We start from the raw sequence: 15,118 nt of genomic DNA, 5'->3' as shown, positions 1-15,118 counted from the left end.
AAAGGGCGGCCCTGCGGCCGCCCTTTCTGATCAATCCAAGGCTGCTCAGTGCGCGCCGTGGGCCATGGATTCGGCGCCGTGTCCCCACACATAGATGCAGAGGAACAGGAACAGCCAGACCACGTCGACGAAGTGCCAGTACCAGGCGGCAAACTCGAAGCCGAGATGCTGCGTCGGCGTGAAGTGGCCGGCATAGGCGCGGAACAGGCAGACCAGCAGGAAGATGGTGCCGATCAGCACGTGGAAACCGTGGAAGCCGGTCGCCATGAAGAAGGTCGCGCCGTAGACGTTGCCGGCGAACGAGAACGCCGCGTGGCCGTACTCATAGGCCTGCACGCAGGTGAAGAGCGCGCCGAGCACGACGGTGATGATCAGGCCGTATTTCAGGCCTTGGCGGTCGTTCTCGAGCAGCGCGTGATGGGCCCACGTCACCGTGGTGCCGGAGGTGAGCAGGATCAGCGTATTCAAAAGCGGCAGATGCCAGGGATCGAAGGTCTCGATGCCGTGCGGCGGCCAGGTGCCCGGCACAGCGCAGGCGCCGGCCGCGGTACCGAGACCGCAGCCGAATATCGCATCGCGCGTGGCGTGGACGGCGTCGGCCGGGAACAGCGCTGCGTTGAAATAGGCCCAGAACCAGGCGACGAAGAACATCACCTCGGAGGCGATGAACAGGATCATTCCGTAGCGGTGATGCAGCTGCACCACGCGGGTGTGGTCACCCTTGTACTGGGCTTCCTTGATCACGTCGCCCCACCAGCTCGCCATGGTGTAGAGCACGCCGACGGTGCCCACGCCGAAGATGATCGGCGCCGCCGAGAACATGTGGTGCATCCAGGCGATCGCACCGACCGCCATGATGAAGGCCGAGATCGAGCCGACGACGGGCCACGGCGAGGGATCGACCAGATGGTAGTCGTGATGTTTGGTGTGCGCCGTTGCCATTTGCGGTCTCGCTCCTCAATCCCGTGCCTGTCCGGCACTTATCCCCTTGTGTCCAATCCCCTGAGCGTGAGCCCGGCGATCAGAGATTTCCCTTGCGTTTGTCGCCCTCGCCAGAGGCGACCGGCTTCACCACCGGATCGCGCACCGGATAGAACGTGTAGGACAGCGTGATCGTGTTCAGCCCGTCGTTGTCGTGGTCGTCCGCGATCGACGGGTCGACGTAGAACACGACCGGCATCTCGCGCTTCTCGCCGGGCGCCATGGTCTGCTCGGTGAAGCAGAAGCAGTTGATCTTCTGGAAATAGGATCCGACCGTCAGCGGCGCGACATTGTAGGCGGCCTGGCCTGCGGTGGTCCGCGCAGCCTGGTTGGTCACCGTGTAAAAGACTGTCACGACCTGACCGATATTGACCTCGATCTCGCTCTGCTCCGGCTCGAACTTCCAGGGCAGGCCGGGCGCGACGTTGGAATCGAAGCGCACCGCGATCTTCCGTGCGATCGGACCGCTCGCCGGCGCCGAGGTCGCGACCTGGGTCGTGCCGTTGAAGCCGGTGGCACGGCAGAACCAATTGTAGAACGGCACCGCCGCGTAGGAGGCGCCGACCATCAGCGCGACCACGCCGCCGCAGATGGAGGCGACCAGCACGTCGCGGCCGACACCCCTGAAAGGCCGACGCCTCTTGGTGGCCGTCCGGCTCTGATCCGGCGATATGGTCGGCTTCTGATCCATGTTTCCTACATCGGCCGGATGAGCACGGCCGGTCCCTTGACCATGGTCACGGCGAAGAACAGCACCACGAGCACGCCGAGCGCGAGCGCGATCGCGATCGAGCGCTGTCGACGGCTCTTCTTCTGCGCCTCGGTGAGGACGATTCCATCGATTTCGGGTTTGTCGGCCATTCCTGCGATCATGCGCCCCCTACCATCGGAGCAAGCGCCCGGAACACGACCTCGGCCAGCAAAGTCGCGAACAGCGCGAACAGATAAAGGATGGAGAACGCAAACAGCTTTCGCGTCGCCCGCAACGATTGGCTGCGCTCGCGGCGGATATAGACGTTGATGGCGAACGCCAGCATGCCGGCGCCGAGGATCAGCGAGATGATGCCGTAAATGGCGTCAAAATAGCCGAGCGCCCACGGCGCAGCGGCGACCGCGATCAGCACGATGGTGTAGAGCAGGATCTGAAGCCGCGTCGCGTCGGGGCCGGCGACATTGGGCAGCATCGGGATGCCGGCACGCGCGTAATCGTCGGAGCGGAACAGCGCCAGCGCCCAGAAGTGCGGCGGCGTCCAGAAGAAGATGATGGCGAACAGCAGCAGCGGCTCGACGTCGACCGTGCCTGTGACCGCGGCCCAGGCCACCACCGGTGGCAGCGCGCCGGCGGCACCGCCGATCACGATGTTCTGCGCGGTCCGGCGCTTCAGGCCGATCGTGTAGATCACGACGTAGAAGAAGATGGTGAAGGCGAGCAGCGCGCCCGCGATCCAGTTGACCAGGATGCCGAGCGTCATCACCGAGAAGAAGGCGAGCGTCATGCCGAAGGTCATCGCCTCGGGACGGGTGATACGACCGCGCGGAATCGGCCGGTTCGCCGTGCGCGACATCTTGGCGTCGATGTCGCCTTCCAGCGCCATGTTGAGCGCGCCCGAGGCGCCGGCACCGACCGCGATGCAGAGCAGCGAGGTGAAAGCCAGCACCGGGTGGAAATGCCCGGGCGCCAGCGCCATTCCGACCAGCGCGGTGAAGATCACCAGCGACATCACCCGCGGCTTCAAGAGCGCGATGTAGTCGCCAACCTCCGCTTCGGAGATGCGGGGATTGATGTCGACGGCGTTGTGGTCGAGGACGGACACTTAGTTTGACTCGCTTTGTTGTAGAGCCGCGGCGCCCGTCACGGGCGCCGCGGGAGATTGATTACTGCACGCGGGGCAGCACTTCGAACTGGTGGAACGGCGGCGGCGAGGGCAGCGTCCATTCCAGCGTGGTCGCACCGGCACCCCACGGATTGTCGCCAGCCGGCACCTTTTTCGCGAAGGCGTCGATCACGCAATAGAGGAAGATCAGCACGCCGAAGCCGGAGATGTAGGAGCCGAGCGACGAGACCAGGTTCCAGCCCGCGAACGCGTCGGGATAGTCGACGTAGCGGCGCGGCATGCCCGACAGGCCGAGGAAGTGCTGCGGGAAGAACACCAGGTTGACGCCGATGAAGGTGACCCAGAAGTGAGTCTTGGCCAGCGTCTCGTTGTACATGTAGCCCGACATCTTCGGGAACCAGTAGTACCAGCCCGCAAAGATCCCGAACACCGCGCCGAGCGACAGCACGTAGTGGAAATGCGCGACGACGTAGTAGGTCTCCTGCAGCACGCGGTCGACGCCGGCATTCGCCAGCACGACGCCGGTGACGCCGCCGACGGTGAACAGGAAGATGAATCCCACGGCCCAGATCATCGGGGCGCGGAACTCGATCGAGCCGCCCCACATCGTGGCGATCCACGAGAAGATCTTCACGCCGGTCGGAACCGCGATGACCATCGTGGCAGCGACGAAATAGGCCTGCGTCGCCGAGGACATGCCGACCGTGTACATGTGGTGCGCCCACACCACGAAGCCGATGCCGCCGATCGCGACCATGGCGTAGGCCATGCCGAGATAGCCGAACACGGGCTTGCGCGAGAAGGTCGAGACGATCTGGCTGACCATGCCGAAAGCCGGCAGGATCAGGATGTACACTTCGGGGTGGCCGAAGAACCAGAACAGATGCTGGAACAGCACGGGGTCGCCGCCGCCTTCGGGGTTGAAGAATGTCGTCCCGAAATTGCGGTCGGTGAGCAGCATGGTGATGGCACCGGCGAGCACGGGCAGCGACAACAGCAGCAGGAACACCGTCACCAGGATCGACCACACGAACAGCGGCATCTTGTGCAGGGTCATGCCCGGCGCGCGCATGTTGAAGATGGTGGTGATGAAATTGATGGCACCGAGGATCGAAGAGGCACCGGCAAGATGGATCGACAGGATCGCGAAGTCGACGGCCGGCCCCGGATGGCCCGAGGTCGACAGCGGCGCATACATCGTCCAGCCCGCGCCGACGCCGTTGGCACCCGGCTCGCCTTCGACGAAGGTCGACATCAGCAGCAGCGCGAACGAGGCCGGCAGCAGCCAGAACGAGATGTTGTTCATGCGCGGGAACGCCATGTCGGGCGCGCCGATCATCAGCGGCACGAACCAGTTGCCGAAGCCGCCGATCATCGCGGGCATGACCATGAAGAAGATCATGATCAGGCCGTGAGAGGTCACGAACACATTGTAGGTGTGCGTCTCGTGGAAGATCTGCACGCCCGGATACATCAGCTCGGCACGGATCGCGATCGACATCGCGGCGCCGATGATGCCGGCGATGACCGCGAAGATCAGGTACATCGTGCCGATGTCCTTGTGGTTGGTCGAATAGACGTAGCGCCGCCATCCAGTCGGATGGGCGTGCTCGTCATGTCCGTGGTCTTGCGCGTGATCGCCGTGTGCCGCTGCGCTCGTTGCCATTTTCAAATCCTGCCTTGCGTCCCGATCGGACCCTTTGGAGGTCCCGCCTTTATGTCGCTTTCAGTCCCCTCGAGCCCCACGCCCGGCGCTTACTGCGTCGGGCCTGCCGTGGAGGCGTAGGTGCTGGTGCCGCCGCTCGCAAATTTCTTCTTCGCCGTCTCAACCCAGGAGGCGAACTCCTGGTCCTCCACGACGCGAATCGCGATCGGCATGAAGGCATGGTCCTTGCCGCACAGCTCCGAGCACTGGCCGTAGAACATGCCGGTCTTGGTGGCCTTGAACCAGGTCTCATTCAACCGTCCCGGAATGGCGTCGATCTTGACGCCGAAAGCCGGCATCGCGAAGGCGTGGATGACGTCGGCGCCGGTGACCTGGACACGAATCACCTTGTTGACCGGCACCACCATCTCGTTGTCGACACCGAGCAGCCGGGGCTGCTTGTCCTGGGCCAACAGCGAGTCGAACTCGAACTTGCCGTTATCAGGATAGGCGTAGGACCAGTACCATTGCTTGCCGGTCGCCTTGATGGTGATATCCGCCTTCGGCACGTCGAGTTCCAGGAACAGCAGGCGGAACGACGGCACCGAGATACCAACCAGAATCAGCACCGGAACGAGCGTCCACGCAACCTCGATCAGCGTGTTGTGCGTGGTCCGCGACGGCACCGGATTGGCCTTCGAGTTGAACTTGACGACCACGATCACGAGCAGCGCCAGAACGAACAGCGTGATCACAGTGATCAGCACGAACAGGAAATTGTGGAACCAGACAATATTGTCCATCACCGGGGAAGCGGACCGCTGAAGCGTCCACTCCCACGGCGCCGGTTGCCCGAGTTCGGCGAATGCCGCGCCGCTCGTCGCCAGCGTCAGACCCGCCACGGCCAATCCCAGCAAGTGCCGGCCCACCGGGCCCATCGACAACTTCATGCCGTTCGCGCTCCCCTAACGAAATCACCCCAAGTGCATTCCCCTAATTTTCGGGAAACGCATTATTCGATCCGCCCGTCTGACAAACCGCCGCGCAAGAATACCTCTAAGAGGAACTGGGGCCGGATCGCTAGAACGCCGAAATCAAGCCTCTCAAACCATAATTCTTGATCTATCGCAATGCAGTCTTAAGCCCGGTCTGTCAGCCATCACCCGCAAGATATTTCCTAGTAACATCAGACAAAAATACCGTTTCCCGCGATGCTGCGGCTTGACAGCGGAATTGCCCGCGTTAGGCACTGGCAGACAGCCGCACCGGAACCTGATTCGTGCGGGCGACGGCGGCCGTGGCGGCGTGGAATTTGCTTGCGAATCGCCTTCAAGACGCCGTCATTCCCGTATCAGTCCGCCAGGTGCGAGCGACCCAGGCGAGCAGAGGGACCGACCCGATGGGGTTTTCGAGATGCATGGCAAGGCCGGCGACAAGCCAGGCTAGCGGCCTCACGAAGCTGGCTGCCCTGCTGGCTGCTGTCGTCGTCCTGGCGTTCCCGGGCCTCGCCCATGCGCAGGGCGCGGTGCGCTCCGTCCATGGCGACTGGCAGATTCGCTGCGACACCCCGCCGGGCGCCCAATCCGAGCAATGCGCCCTGATCCAGAGCGTGGTGGCCGAAGACCGCTCCAATGCCGGCCTGACCGTGATCGTGCTCAAGACCGCCGACCAGAAAAGCCGCCTGATGCGGGTCGTCGCCCCCCTCGGCGTTCTCCTGCCCTCCGGCCTCGGCCTCAAGCTCGACAACCAGGACGTCGGCCGTGCCGGCTTTGTCCGCTGCCTGCCCAATGGCTGCGTCGCCGAGGTCGTCATGGACGACAAGCTGCTCGGCCAGCTCCGCACCGCCAAGACCGCGACCTTCATCATCTTCGAAACCCCGGAAGAAGGCATCGGCTTCCCGCTCAGCCTGAACGGGCTCGGCGAGGGCTACGACAAGCTGCCATAGGCGGCTGGGCCGGCCTCGTCTAGTAAATCTCAAGGCAGGCTGTGCCGTTGTCGCTCTCGAAGGATTCGATCGTCTGCGCATGTCGGCGAAACAGAGCCGCGATTGCCGCCGTGGTTTGATTGCCGGTCCGCAGCCAGATCACCTTCGGCGGAGACCCAACAAGCTTGCCATGTCGGCAAAATCGACGTCCTGGGTCACAATCGCGAAGCCATTTGCCTTCGCAAACTCCCAAAGCGCACGGTCCGCAGCTTCCGATAGTCCGTGAGACCGGACGTGGCTGGAATCTGGAAAAAGATCGGCGATCATCTGGCAAAGCATGAAGCTGAGGTTCTGATCGAACAGCAGCCTCATATCGGTGCGGTCACCAATCGCCTCTCGCGGTCGGCGGCATAGGCCAGGCAGGCGCGGATATCGTCCTCGGTCAATTCGGGGAAGTCGTCGAGGATTTGAGCGTGGGTCTGACCAGCAGCCAGCCAGCCGAGCACATCTGCCACAGCGATCCGCATGTGGCGGATGCAGGGTCGCCCCCCACGCTTGCCAGGCTCAATCGAGATAATGTCTCGGTAATTCATGAAAGCAGCATAGCATCGATCTGTATCAGCGTCAGGGCCCCTTGCTTCCAGCCCAATCCTATCGTTTCCGTAATGTGACGGCCAAGCCCCTCGCGGAACCGCCGGGAAACCATTATCTTGCCTCACATCCCCCGATAATGGACGGACGCATGACCAACCCTGCCACAACCTCCCTGCTCGACCGCGCCAATCTCGACCGCGACCAGGTTCGCAACGAGCTCGCGCGCGGGCTTGCCGGTGCCGACGACGGCGAATTGTTCCTGGAATATAGCCAGACCGAAGCGCTGATGTTCGACAATGGGCGGCTGAAGCAGGCGACCTACGACACTTCGCAGGGCTTTGGGCTGCGCGCCGTCAAGGACGACGCGGTTGGCTATGCGCATTCCTCCGACGTTTCGCTGCCGGCGCTGATTCGCGCTGCGGACGCGGTCGCGGCCGTGCGCGGCGGTTATTCCGGGAGCTTCGCAGCGCCTCCAGCGCATACCAACGTGCGGCTTTATAGTGACGACAATCCGCTCGATGCCCCCGGCTTCGAGACCAAGGTAAAACTGCTTGCCGAGATCGACGCCTATCTGCGCGACAAAGATCCGCGGGTACGGCAGGTCAGCGTCAGTCTGGGCGCGACCTGGCAGGTGGTCGAGATCCTGCGGCCCGACGGCGAAAGCTATCGTGACATCCGCCCGCTGGTGCGCGTCAACGTCTCCGTCGTCGCCGGCCAGGGCGACCGCCAGGAGAGCGGCAGCAAGGGTTATGGCGGCCGCGCCGGCTACGCCGAATTCATCGAGAGCAAGAACTGGCGTGACGCCGCCGACGGCGCGCTGCGCGAGGCCCTCGTCAATCTGGAATCGATTCCCGCCCCCGCCGGCGAGATGGACGTCGTGCTCGGAGCCGGCTGGCCCGGCGTGATGCTGCATGAAGCGGTCGGCCATGGCCTCGAGGGCGACTTCAACCGCAAGAAGACGTCTGCGTTTGCGGGCCTGATGGGCCAGCAGGTCGCGGCCAAGGGCGTCACCGTGGTCGACGACGGCACCATTGCCTCGCGCCGCGGCTCGCTGTCGATCGACGACGAGGGCACGCCGACCAACCGCACCGTGCTGATTGAGGACGGCGTGCTGGTCGGCTACATGCAGGACCGCCAGAACGCGCGCCTGATGGACATGAAGCCGACCGGCAACGGCCGTCGCCAGGGCTATGCCCATGTGCCGATGCCGCGCATGACCAACACCTACATGCTCGCGGGCGAGCGCGATCCGGCCGAGATTCTCGCCTCGGTGAAGAACGGCGTCTTCGCCGCGAATTTCGGCGGCGGTCAGGTCGACATCACCTCGGGCAAATACGTGTTTCAGTGCACCGAGGCCTACAAGATCGAAAACGGCAAGATCGGTGCGCCGTTGAAGGGCGCCATGTTGATCGGCAACGGGCCGACCGACCTGCATCGCATTCGCATGATCGGCAACGATCTGGCGCTCGATACCGGCATCGGCACCTGTGGCAAGAACGGCCAGGGCGTGCCGGTCGGCGTCGGCCAGCCGTCGCTTCTGATGGAACGCATTACGGTGGGTGGAACGGGCGGATGAGTGTCGAGAAGGTAACTGTCACCACGAAGCGGAAGAGCAGCGGCTGGGCCGGCCAGCTCGTGCAGCTCGCCGGCATCGTCGCCGCGGTGTTCATCGCCAAGGGCGCGCTGGCCGAGCCGTTCTACGTGCCGTCGGGCTCGATGGAGCCGACATTGTTGATCGGCGACGCCTTGATCGCCTCGAAATTCCCCTACGGCTACGGCACCTCGTCGCTGCCGATCCAGATCAACCTGCCCGAGAGCGGCCGCGTCTTCGCGGAAACGCCCAAGCAGGGCGACGTCGTCGTGTTCCGCTGGCCCGGCGACCGCTCGCAGGCCTGGGTCAAGCGCGTCGTGGGTCTGCCCGGCGACCGCATCCAGTTGCGGCAGGGCCAGCTCTTCGTCAATGACCGTCCCGCCGAGCTGAAGCCGGACGGCGTCGGCGCCGCCGAGGACGACAATGGCGGCAGCGAGCCCGCCTATCGCTATGTCGAGACACTGCCGAACGGCGTCTCGCATCTGATCTTCAAGATGCGCGACAACGGTCCGCTCGACAACACGCAGGAAGTGACGGTGCCGGCAGGCCATCTCTTCGTGCTCGGCGACAACCGCGACAATTCCGCCGACAGCCGCGTGCCCTTGCGCTCCGGCGGGGTCGGCCTGTTGCCGATCGACAATCTGGTCGGCCGTGCCGATGCCGTGCTCGGCTCCTGGGATCTCGGCATCCGCGGCCAGCCGGTGTGGACCTGGCTGTCCGGATTTCGCATGGCGCGGTTTTTCACCGCCGTGCATTGAAGGCCGGAATGTCTCGCCCTCTCCCGCGCGCGGGAGAGATTGCTTAGCTATGCCCGCAATGACGGCGGTGAGAGCTGCACGCTAGCGCACCACGCCCGACGTAAACCCCGCCTTCCGGCGCGGCGGCTTGATTTCCTTTTTCAGGAAGCAGCGCGCCTCGCGTCCGGTGTAGCCGGGGCGTGCATAGGTGAAGGCGCGGCATTTGTTGTCGGCGGTGCAGGCGGCCTTGCAGGCCTCTCCGCCTTCGCCGGCCTTGATCTCGAAATTGCGCAAATCGCCGCCGGGACGGTCGATCGAGGTCTCCACGCCTGCGACGCGCGGCTCGATCACGCCGGCGCCACGCACACCGGAGATGCAGCAGCTTTCCGGCACGCGCGCCGGCACCGCGTTCTTGAGCCAGCACACCGCCGAGCCGCCTTCGACGTCGGGATAGCTGAAGCTCCAGGAGCGGCAGCGGCGGTCGCGCTCGCATAGCAGCGCGCAATCCTCGGGATCACCTGACGTGACCGGCGTGCTGAAATAGTCTCCGCCGGGGCGATCGAATGCCGTCTGGGCGCGCACAGGCCAGCTCGCAAACACGAGCGAAAGCAGCGCGGCACATGCCACGACGCTTGCCAGGACGCTTGCCATGACGGCCAGGCGGCCCTTCCCCATCGAAACAGCTTTCGGGTTATTGACGACGCTCAGGTTTTTCAGCCGGCCATTTGATCGCCGCAAACCTGTATGGGCGATGAACGGCTCGGGTCCTGATCGTTGGCCCTGTTGTCCCCACGGGTCTAGAACGCGTATTCCGCGTAGGCTGGTTCCACCGAGCCGTTCCAGGGACCGTTGAACTTCTCGAGCATCTCCTCGGCCGGCGTGCGGCCGGAATCGATGATGCGATCGAGCGGCTCCAGATGCCGGGTCTCGTCGCGGCCGAGCTGATCGATCCGGCCGCGCCGGCGCAGGCCGGCATGTGCCAGAACGAGGCATTCCTTGGCGATCTCGAACAGATAGCGGTCCTTGATCCGCGACTTGAAGCCGAAGCGCGGCACGTCGTCGCGCAGGCCCTGACGCTCATGCCCGGTCCAGTGCTTCACAAGGTCCCAGGCGGCATCGAGCGACACGTCGTCGTAGAGCAGCCCCGCCCAGAACGCCGATAACGCCGGCAGACGGCCCCACGGGCCACCGTCGGAGCCGCGCATCTCGAGATAGCGCTTGAGACGCACCTCCGGGAAGATCGTCGAAAGATGGTTGGCCCAGTCCGACAACGTCGGACGTTCCCCGGGCAAATTGTTGTTGCGGCCATCGAAGAAGGCGCGGAACGAAGAGCCGGAGACGTCGATGTAATCCTCGTCGCGCTTGACGAAGTACATGGGTACGTCGAGCGCGTAGTCGACATAGCGCTCGAAGCCCATGCCGTCCTCGAACGCCCACGGCATCATGCCCGAACGCGCATTGTCGGTGTCGCGCCAGATCTCAGACCGGAAGGAGAGGAAGCCGTTCGGCTTGCCCTCGGTAAACGGCGAATTGGCGAACAAGGCGGTTGCGACCGGCTGGAGCGCGAGCGAGACACGCAGCTTCTTGACCATGTCGGCTTCGGAGGAAAAGTCCAGATTGGTCTGCACCGTGCAGGTCCGGTACATCATGTCGAGGCCGTATTTGCCGACCTTCGGCATGTAATTGGTCATGATCTTGTAGCGGCCCTTGGGCATCACCGGGATGTCGGCGCGCGACCAGGACGGCGTCATGCCGAGCCCGAGGAAGCCGATGCCGAGCGGCGTTGCGATCTCGCGCACCTGCGCCAGATGCGCCATCAGCTCGCTCTGGGTCTGGTGCACGTTCTCGACCGGCGCACCGGAGAGCTCGAACTGTCCGCCGGGCTCGAGCGAGATCGCGCCGCCGCCGGTGACGTCGTAGAGGCCGATGATGTTGCCCTTCTCCATGATCGGCTCCCAGCCGAGCAGGAGCTTCATGCCTTCGAGCAGCGCGCCGATACCGCGCGCGCCTTCGTAGGGCACCGGGCAGTGGCCTTCGAGCGTGAACGGCGTTTTCTCGTGCTCGGTGCCCATGCGGAATTCGGACGGGTCCTTGCAGCCTTCCTCGAACCACGTGACGAGTTCGTCACGCGATTGCAGCGGCGTCATATCGATCTGGTCTCGCGCCATATCAAGCTCTAATTAAAAGGGCGCTTCGACAGAAGGCGCGCGGGTGACGGGGACGGTCCGCGCACCCATCGGGTGCACGGACGAGCTGGTGTGCCGCGCGCTCATCGCGACGGCGTGGTTTCGTTGGCGTGGACGACGGGCGGCAGTTTCATCTCGCCGCACGAGCAGCCCAGGCGGTCGAGCAGACCGCTGAGCTTGACGGCATCCGCGTCGGACAGTTTCGAACCGACATATTTCTCGATTGCGGCCGAATAGGCGCCCCACATCCGCTTCTGCAATTCGCGGCCGGCTTCGCTGATCTCCACGAACTGGCCGCGCTTGTCGATCTTGCATTCACGCCGCGAGGCGAGGCCTTCGTCGACCAGACGGTCAATCAGCCGCGATGTCGAATATTGCGGGATCAGCATCTGCCGTTCGAGTTCGACCGGGCGCAGCTCACCCGAAGGCGCCCGCGACAATTCGAGCAGGGCGTCGTACCATGCCAGCGGCGGGAACCCCGCCTTCTTCAGGTCCTGCTCGACGCAATCGAGCACGCGGCTCTGCACCCGCATCAGGCGGATCCAGGCGGAAGTCGCCTCGGTCGATGGTTTGCGTTTCATGGTCCCGCTCAAGCTCGTCGCCCGTCTCTTACCCTACTCGATGCACCTGCATCAATCTTGACTATTTCAAGCAGATGCATGTAGTCGTTCTTTCGCCTGAACCAAGCAACAAGAGGAGGAAATTCCAATGAAATTGTACTATTCGCCCGGTGCCTGCTCGCTATCCCCCCACATCGCGCTCCTGGAAGCCGGCCTGCCCTATGAGCTGGTCAAGGTCGATATCCGGGCGAAGAAGCTCGAAAATGGTGAGGATTATCTGAAGCTGAACCCCAAGGGCCAGGTCCCTGCGCTGGGTCTCGATAGCGGAGAGATCGTGACCGAAGGCCCGGTGATTGTCCAGATCATCGCCGATCAGGCCTCAGCCAAGGCGCTGGCGCCGGCCCACGGCAGCTCCGAGCGCTACAAGCTGCTCGAATGGCTGAACTTCCTCACCTCGGAGGTCCACAAGAGCTTCGGCCCGATGTTCGCGCCGGCGCTGAACGACGAGGCCAAGGCGTTCTTCAGGGATCGCGTCATGGGCAAGCTGAAATACATCGACAGCCAGCTCGCCGGCCGCGATTACCTCATGGGCAAGCAGTTCACGGTGGCTGACGGCTATCTCTTCACGATGCTGACCTGGGGCGACCGGATGAAGTTCGACCTCTCGGCGATGCCGAACCTTGTCGCGTACAAGACCCGCGTCGCGGCGCGGCCGCAGGTGCAGGAAGCGATGAAGAAGGAAGGGCTGATTCAGGCCGCCTGAGACGCAAATGCGAAAGGCCGGATCGAGAATCCGGCCTTTCGTATTTTTCATCCCGGCTACGGGTTCAGAGAATTACGCCGCCGTTTTCTTGGGGGCGAAGCGGCCGTAAAAGGTTTCTCCCTTCGCGGCCATCTCCTCAAGGAGTTTCGGCGGGGTGAAGCGCGAACCGTATTTCGCCTCCAGCTTGTGGCAAAGCTCGACGAAGGTCTTTGGGCCCATGAAGTCGATGTAGGACAGGGTGCCACCGGTGAACGGCGCGAAGCCGAAGCCGAGGATCGAGCCGACATCGGCCTCGCGTGGATCGGTGATGACGTGATCCTCGACCGTGCGGGCGGCTTCCACCGCCTGCACCACCAGGAAGCGCTGCTTCAACTCCTCGATGTCGAGCGTATCGGGATCGAGCTGCTTCGGCTGCAGCGCCGAGAGACCCGGCCACAGGCTCTTCTGGCCCTTGCCCTTCTCGGGGTAGTCGTAAAACCCCTTGCTGTTCTTGCGGCCGAGACGGCCCTGCTTCTCGACCATCTCCACCATCAGCTTCTTCTGATCGGGATTGATGGCGTTGGGACCGAGATCGGCTTCCGTCGCCTTCATGATCTTGAGGCCGAGGTCGAGCGCGACTTCGTCGGAGAGCGAGAGCGGGCCAACCGGCATGCCGGCCATCTTGGCGCAGTTCTCGATCATCGCCGGCGGCACGCCCTCGAGGAACATCTCGTTGCCCTCGGCCACGTAGCGCCCGACGCAGCGATTGGCGAAGAAGCCGCGGCTGTCGTTGACGACGATCGGCGTCTTGCCGATCTGCCGGACGTAGTCGAGCGCAGTCGCGATCGCGAGATCGCCGGTGTTCTTGCCCTGGATGATCTCGACCAGCATCATCTTCTCGACCGGCGAGAAGAAGTGGATGCCGACGAACCTGCCCTGGTCCTTGAAGCTCTCGGCCAGCGAGGTGATCGGAAGCGTCGAAGTATTGGACGCGAAGATCACGTCCGGCTTCATATGCTCCTGCGCCTTGGCAAAGGTATCAGCCTTGACCTTGCGGTCCTCGAACACGGCCTCGATGACGAGGTCGACGTCCTTCAACGCGGCATAGTCCGCCGTCGGCGTGATGCGGGCGAGCAGCGCTTCTGCATCAGAAGGCTTGGCGCGTCCCTTCTTGATCTGCTCCTCGATCACCTTTTGCGCATGCGCCTTGCCCTTGTCGGCGCTCTCCTGATCGCGATCGATCAGAACGACATCGAGGCCGGCACGGGCCGAGACATAGCCGACGCTCGCGCCCATGAAGCCGGCGCCGATCACGGCGATCTTCTTCACCTTGGTCGGCGGCACATCCTTCGGACGGCGCGCGCCCTTGTTCAATTCCTGCATCGACAGGAACAGGCTGCGGATCATCGCGGCCGCTTCCTTCGAGCGCAGCACCGAGGTGAAGTAGCGTGACTCCACCCGCAGCGCGGCGTCGATCGGCAGCTGCAGGCCTTCATAGACGCAGCTCATGATCGCGCGCGCGGCCGGATAATTGTCGTAGGTCTCGCGGCGATAGATCGCGTTGCCGGCCGGGAACATCATCATGCCGGCCTTGGAGAACACCGGACCGGCGGGGAGCTTGAAACCCTTCTCGTCCCAGGGCGCAACAGCCTTGCCGCCGCCCTTGATCCAGTCCTTTGCCGCCTTGACGAGATCGGCGGCGGGAACGATGGCATGGATCAGATTCAGCGCCTTGGCCTTCTCGACCGTGACAGGATCGCCCTTGAGCAGGATCGTCATCGCGTCCTGCGGCGGCACCAGGCGCGGCACGCGCTGCGTGCCGCCGGCGCCGGGGAACAGGCCGACCTTGACCTCGGGCAGGCCGAGGCGCGTCTTGGGATTCTCCGCGGCCACGCGATAGTGGCAGCACAGCGTGATCTCGAAGCCGCCGCCGAGCGCGAGGCCGTTGATCGCCGCCGCCCACGGCTTGCCGGAGGTCTCGATGGAGCGCAGCACCAGCGAAAAGCGCCGGCTCTGGTCGAACAGCATCTGGTTCGCGGCGGTCTCGCCCTGCTCCTTGAACAGTTTTGCGTAGGCCTGGTTCATGCCTTCGAGCATGGACAGGTCCGCACCGGCACAGAACGCCTCTTTCGCAGAGGTGATGACGACGCCCTTCACCGCGGCGTCAGCCGTGGTTTCCTTGACGATCGCGTCCAGCTCGCTGGTCGAGGTCTCGTCGAGCACGTTCATCGAACGGCCGGGGATATCCCAGGTGACGAGCGCGATGCCGTCGGAATCGGTCTCAACCTTGAAATTCTTGTAAGCCATGTTGGTTGCTCCCTAC

General features: G+C 63.8%; 15 protein-coding genes and 1 pseudogene. 4 read left to right on the top strand and 12 right to left on the bottom strand.

The genetic code is table 11. From position 1 onward, the window contains the following. Positions 1-45: 45 nt before the first annotated feature. From IVA74_RS36350 to coxB, 6 genes are all read right to left on the bottom strand, one after another. Positions 46-942, bottom strand: a complete 897-nt coding sequence (locus IVA74_RS36350; RefSeq protein WP_247352351.1) for a cytochrome c oxidase subunit 3 — start codon at positions 940-942, stop codon at positions 46-48. A gap of 79 nt (positions 943-1,021) precedes the next feature. Next, a complete protein-coding gene (locus IVA74_RS36345) occupies positions 1,022-1,672 on the bottom strand; it encodes a cytochrome c oxidase assembly protein (RefSeq protein ID WP_247352349.1) in 651 nt (216 codons plus the stop codon). 5 nt (positions 1,673-1,677) lie between these two features. After that, the gene (locus IVA74_RS36340) at positions 1,678-1,854 is read right to left on the bottom strand and encodes a CoxF protein (protein WP_247352347.1); all 177 of its coding nucleotides are present in this window, start codon (positions 1,852-1,854) and stop codon (positions 1,678-1,680) included. Continuing rightward, positions 1,851-2,795 (bottom strand): heme o synthase, encoded by a 945-nt coding sequence (locus IVA74_RS36335; RefSeq protein WP_247352346.1) that lies wholly within the window; start codon positions 2,793-2,795, stop codon positions 1,851-1,853. Before IVA74_RS36335 ends, IVA74_RS36340 begins: the two co-directional genes overlap by 4 nt. Positions 2,796-2,856: 61 nt before the next feature. Beyond that, positions 2,857-4,482: a cytochrome c oxidase subunit I gene (gene ctaD, locus IVA74_RS36330; protein ID WP_247352344.1), complete on the bottom strand. Its 1,626-nt coding sequence runs from the start codon at positions 4,480-4,482 to the stop codon at positions 2,857-2,859. An 89-nt stretch (positions 4,483-4,571) separates the two neighbouring features. Continuing rightward, positions 4,572-5,411: a cytochrome c oxidase subunit II gene (gene coxB, locus IVA74_RS36325; protein ID WP_247352342.1), complete on the bottom strand. Its 840-nt coding sequence runs from the start codon at positions 5,409-5,411 to the stop codon at positions 4,572-4,574. Positions 5,412-5,860: 449 nt separating this feature from the next. Between coxB and IVA74_RS36320 the strand changes: the two genes are divergently transcribed. After that, the gene (locus tag IVA74_RS36320; RefSeq protein ID WP_247352340.1) at positions 5,861-6,406 is read left to right on the top strand and encodes an invasion associated locus B family protein; all 546 of its coding nucleotides are present in this window, start codon (positions 5,861-5,863) and stop codon (positions 6,404-6,406) included. Positions 6,407-6,425: 19 nt separating this feature from the next. Here IVA74_RS36320 and IVA74_RS41325 read toward each other — a convergent pair. After that, positions 6,426-6,712: pseudogene (locus IVA74_RS41325) on the bottom strand (DUF5615 family PIN-like protein). Between the two features lie 41 nt (positions 6,713-6,753). Continuing rightward, the gene (locus tag IVA74_RS36310) at positions 6,754-6,978 is read right to left on the bottom strand and encodes a DUF433 domain-containing protein (RefSeq protein WP_007599426.1); all 225 of its coding nucleotides are present in this window, start codon (positions 6,976-6,978) and stop codon (positions 6,754-6,756) included. Positions 6,979-7,127: 149 nt separating this feature from the next. On the opposite strand from IVA74_RS36310, the gene tldD reads away from it, so the two are divergent. Both tldD and lepB read left to right on the top strand, forming a co-directional pair. Next, positions 7,128-8,555 (top strand): metalloprotease TldD, encoded by a 1,428-nt coding sequence (tldD, locus tag IVA74_RS36305; RefSeq protein WP_247352335.1) that lies wholly within the window; start codon positions 7,128-7,130, stop codon positions 8,553-8,555. After that, on the top strand, positions 8,552-9,328 hold the full coding sequence (lepB, locus tag IVA74_RS36300) for a signal peptidase I (RefSeq protein ID WP_247352333.1): 777 nt from the start codon (positions 8,552-8,554) through the stop codon (positions 9,326-9,328). Before tldD ends, lepB begins: the two co-directional genes overlap by 4 nt. Positions 9,329-9,409: 81 nt before the next feature. Here the strand turns inward: lepB and IVA74_RS36295 are convergent, their stop codons facing one another. From IVA74_RS36295 to IVA74_RS36285, 3 genes are all read right to left on the bottom strand, one after another. Further along, positions 9,410-9,982, bottom strand: a complete 573-nt coding sequence (locus tag IVA74_RS36295) for a PAN domain-containing protein (RefSeq protein WP_247352332.1) — start codon at positions 9,980-9,982, stop codon at positions 9,410-9,412. A gap of 122 nt (positions 9,983-10,104) precedes the next feature. Continuing rightward, a complete protein-coding gene (locus tag IVA74_RS36290; protein ID WP_247352330.1) occupies positions 10,105-11,475 on the bottom strand; it encodes a glutamate--cysteine ligase in 1,371 nt (456 codons plus the stop codon). A 101-nt stretch (positions 11,476-11,576) separates the two neighbouring features. Further along, positions 11,577-12,074 carry a MarR family winged helix-turn-helix transcriptional regulator gene (locus tag IVA74_RS36285; protein ID WP_247352328.1) on the bottom strand — a complete coding sequence of 166 codons (498 nt, stop codon included), beginning with the start codon at positions 12,072-12,074 and terminating at the stop codon, positions 11,577-11,579. A 127-nt stretch (positions 12,075-12,201) separates the two neighbouring features. Between IVA74_RS36285 and gstA the strand changes: the two genes are divergently transcribed. Then, positions 12,202-12,816 carry a glutathione transferase GstA gene (gene gstA, locus IVA74_RS36280; RefSeq protein WP_247352326.1) on the top strand — a complete coding sequence of 205 codons (615 nt, stop codon included), beginning with the start codon at positions 12,202-12,204 and terminating at the stop codon, positions 12,814-12,816. A 72-nt stretch (positions 12,817-12,888) separates the two neighbouring features. Here gstA and IVA74_RS36275 read toward each other — a convergent pair whose 3' ends face one another. Further along, the gene (locus IVA74_RS36275) at positions 12,889-15,102 is read right to left on the bottom strand and encodes an FAD-dependent oxidoreductase (protein ID WP_247352324.1); all 2,214 of its coding nucleotides are present in this window, start codon (positions 15,100-15,102) and stop codon (positions 12,889-12,891) included. Positions 15,103-15,118: the final 16 nt, after the last annotated feature.

Source organism: Bradyrhizobium sp. 132, from assembly GCF_023074185.1.
In the GTDB taxonomy this organism is placed as follows: Bacteria; Pseudomonadota; Alphaproteobacteria; order Rhizobiales; family Xanthobacteraceae; genus Bradyrhizobium.
This window is presented reverse-complemented; position numbering and strand designations above follow the sequence as displayed.

Coding starts and splice junctions, on each gene's coding strand:
- IVA74_RS36350 (WP_247352351.1), bottom strand. CDS start 942: ATGGCAACGGCGCACACCAAACATCACGACTACCATCTGGTCGATCCC.
- IVA74_RS36345 (WP_247352349.1), bottom strand. CDS start 1,672: ATGGATCAGAAGCCGACCATATCGCCGGATCAGAGCCGGACGGCCACC.
- IVA74_RS36340 (WP_247352347.1), bottom strand. CDS start 1,854: ATGATCGCAGGAATGGCCGACAAACCCGAAATCGATGGAATCGTCCTC.
- ctaD (WP_247352344.1), bottom strand. CDS start 4,482: ATGGCAACGAGCGCAGCGGCACACGGCGATCACGCGCAAGACCACGGA.
- coxB (WP_247352342.1), bottom strand. CDS start 5,411: ATGAAGTTGTCGATGGGCCCGGTGGGCCGGCACTTGCTGGGATTGGCC.
- IVA74_RS36320 (WP_247352340.1), top strand. CDS start 5,861: ATGGGGTTTTCGAGATGCATGGCAAGGCCGGCGACAAGCCAGGCTAGC.
- IVA74_RS36310 (WP_007599426.1), bottom strand. CDS start 6,978: ATGAATTACCGAGACATTATCTCGATTGAGCCTGGCAAGCGTGGGGGG.
- tldD (WP_247352335.1), top strand. CDS start 7,128: ATGACCAACCCTGCCACAACCTCCCTGCTCGACCGCGCCAATCTCGAC.
- lepB (WP_247352333.1), top strand. CDS start 8,552: ATGAGTGTCGAGAAGGTAACTGTCACCACGAAGCGGAAGAGCAGCGGC.
- IVA74_RS36295 (WP_247352332.1), bottom strand. CDS start 9,982: ATGGGGAAGGGCCGCCTGGCCGTCATGGCAAGCGTCCTGGCAAGCGTC.
- IVA74_RS36290 (WP_247352330.1), bottom strand. CDS start 11,475: ATGGCGCGAGACCAGATCGATATGACGCCGCTGCAATCGCGTGACGAA.
- IVA74_RS36285 (WP_247352328.1), bottom strand. CDS start 12,074: ATGAAACGCAAACCATCGACCGAGGCGACTTCCGCCTGGATCCGCCTG.
- gstA (WP_247352326.1), top strand. CDS start 12,202: ATGAAATTGTACTATTCGCCCGGTGCCTGCTCGCTATCCCCCCACATC.
- IVA74_RS36275 (WP_247352324.1), bottom strand. CDS start 15,102: ATGGCTTACAAGAATTTCAAGGTTGAGACCGATTCCGACGGCATCGCG.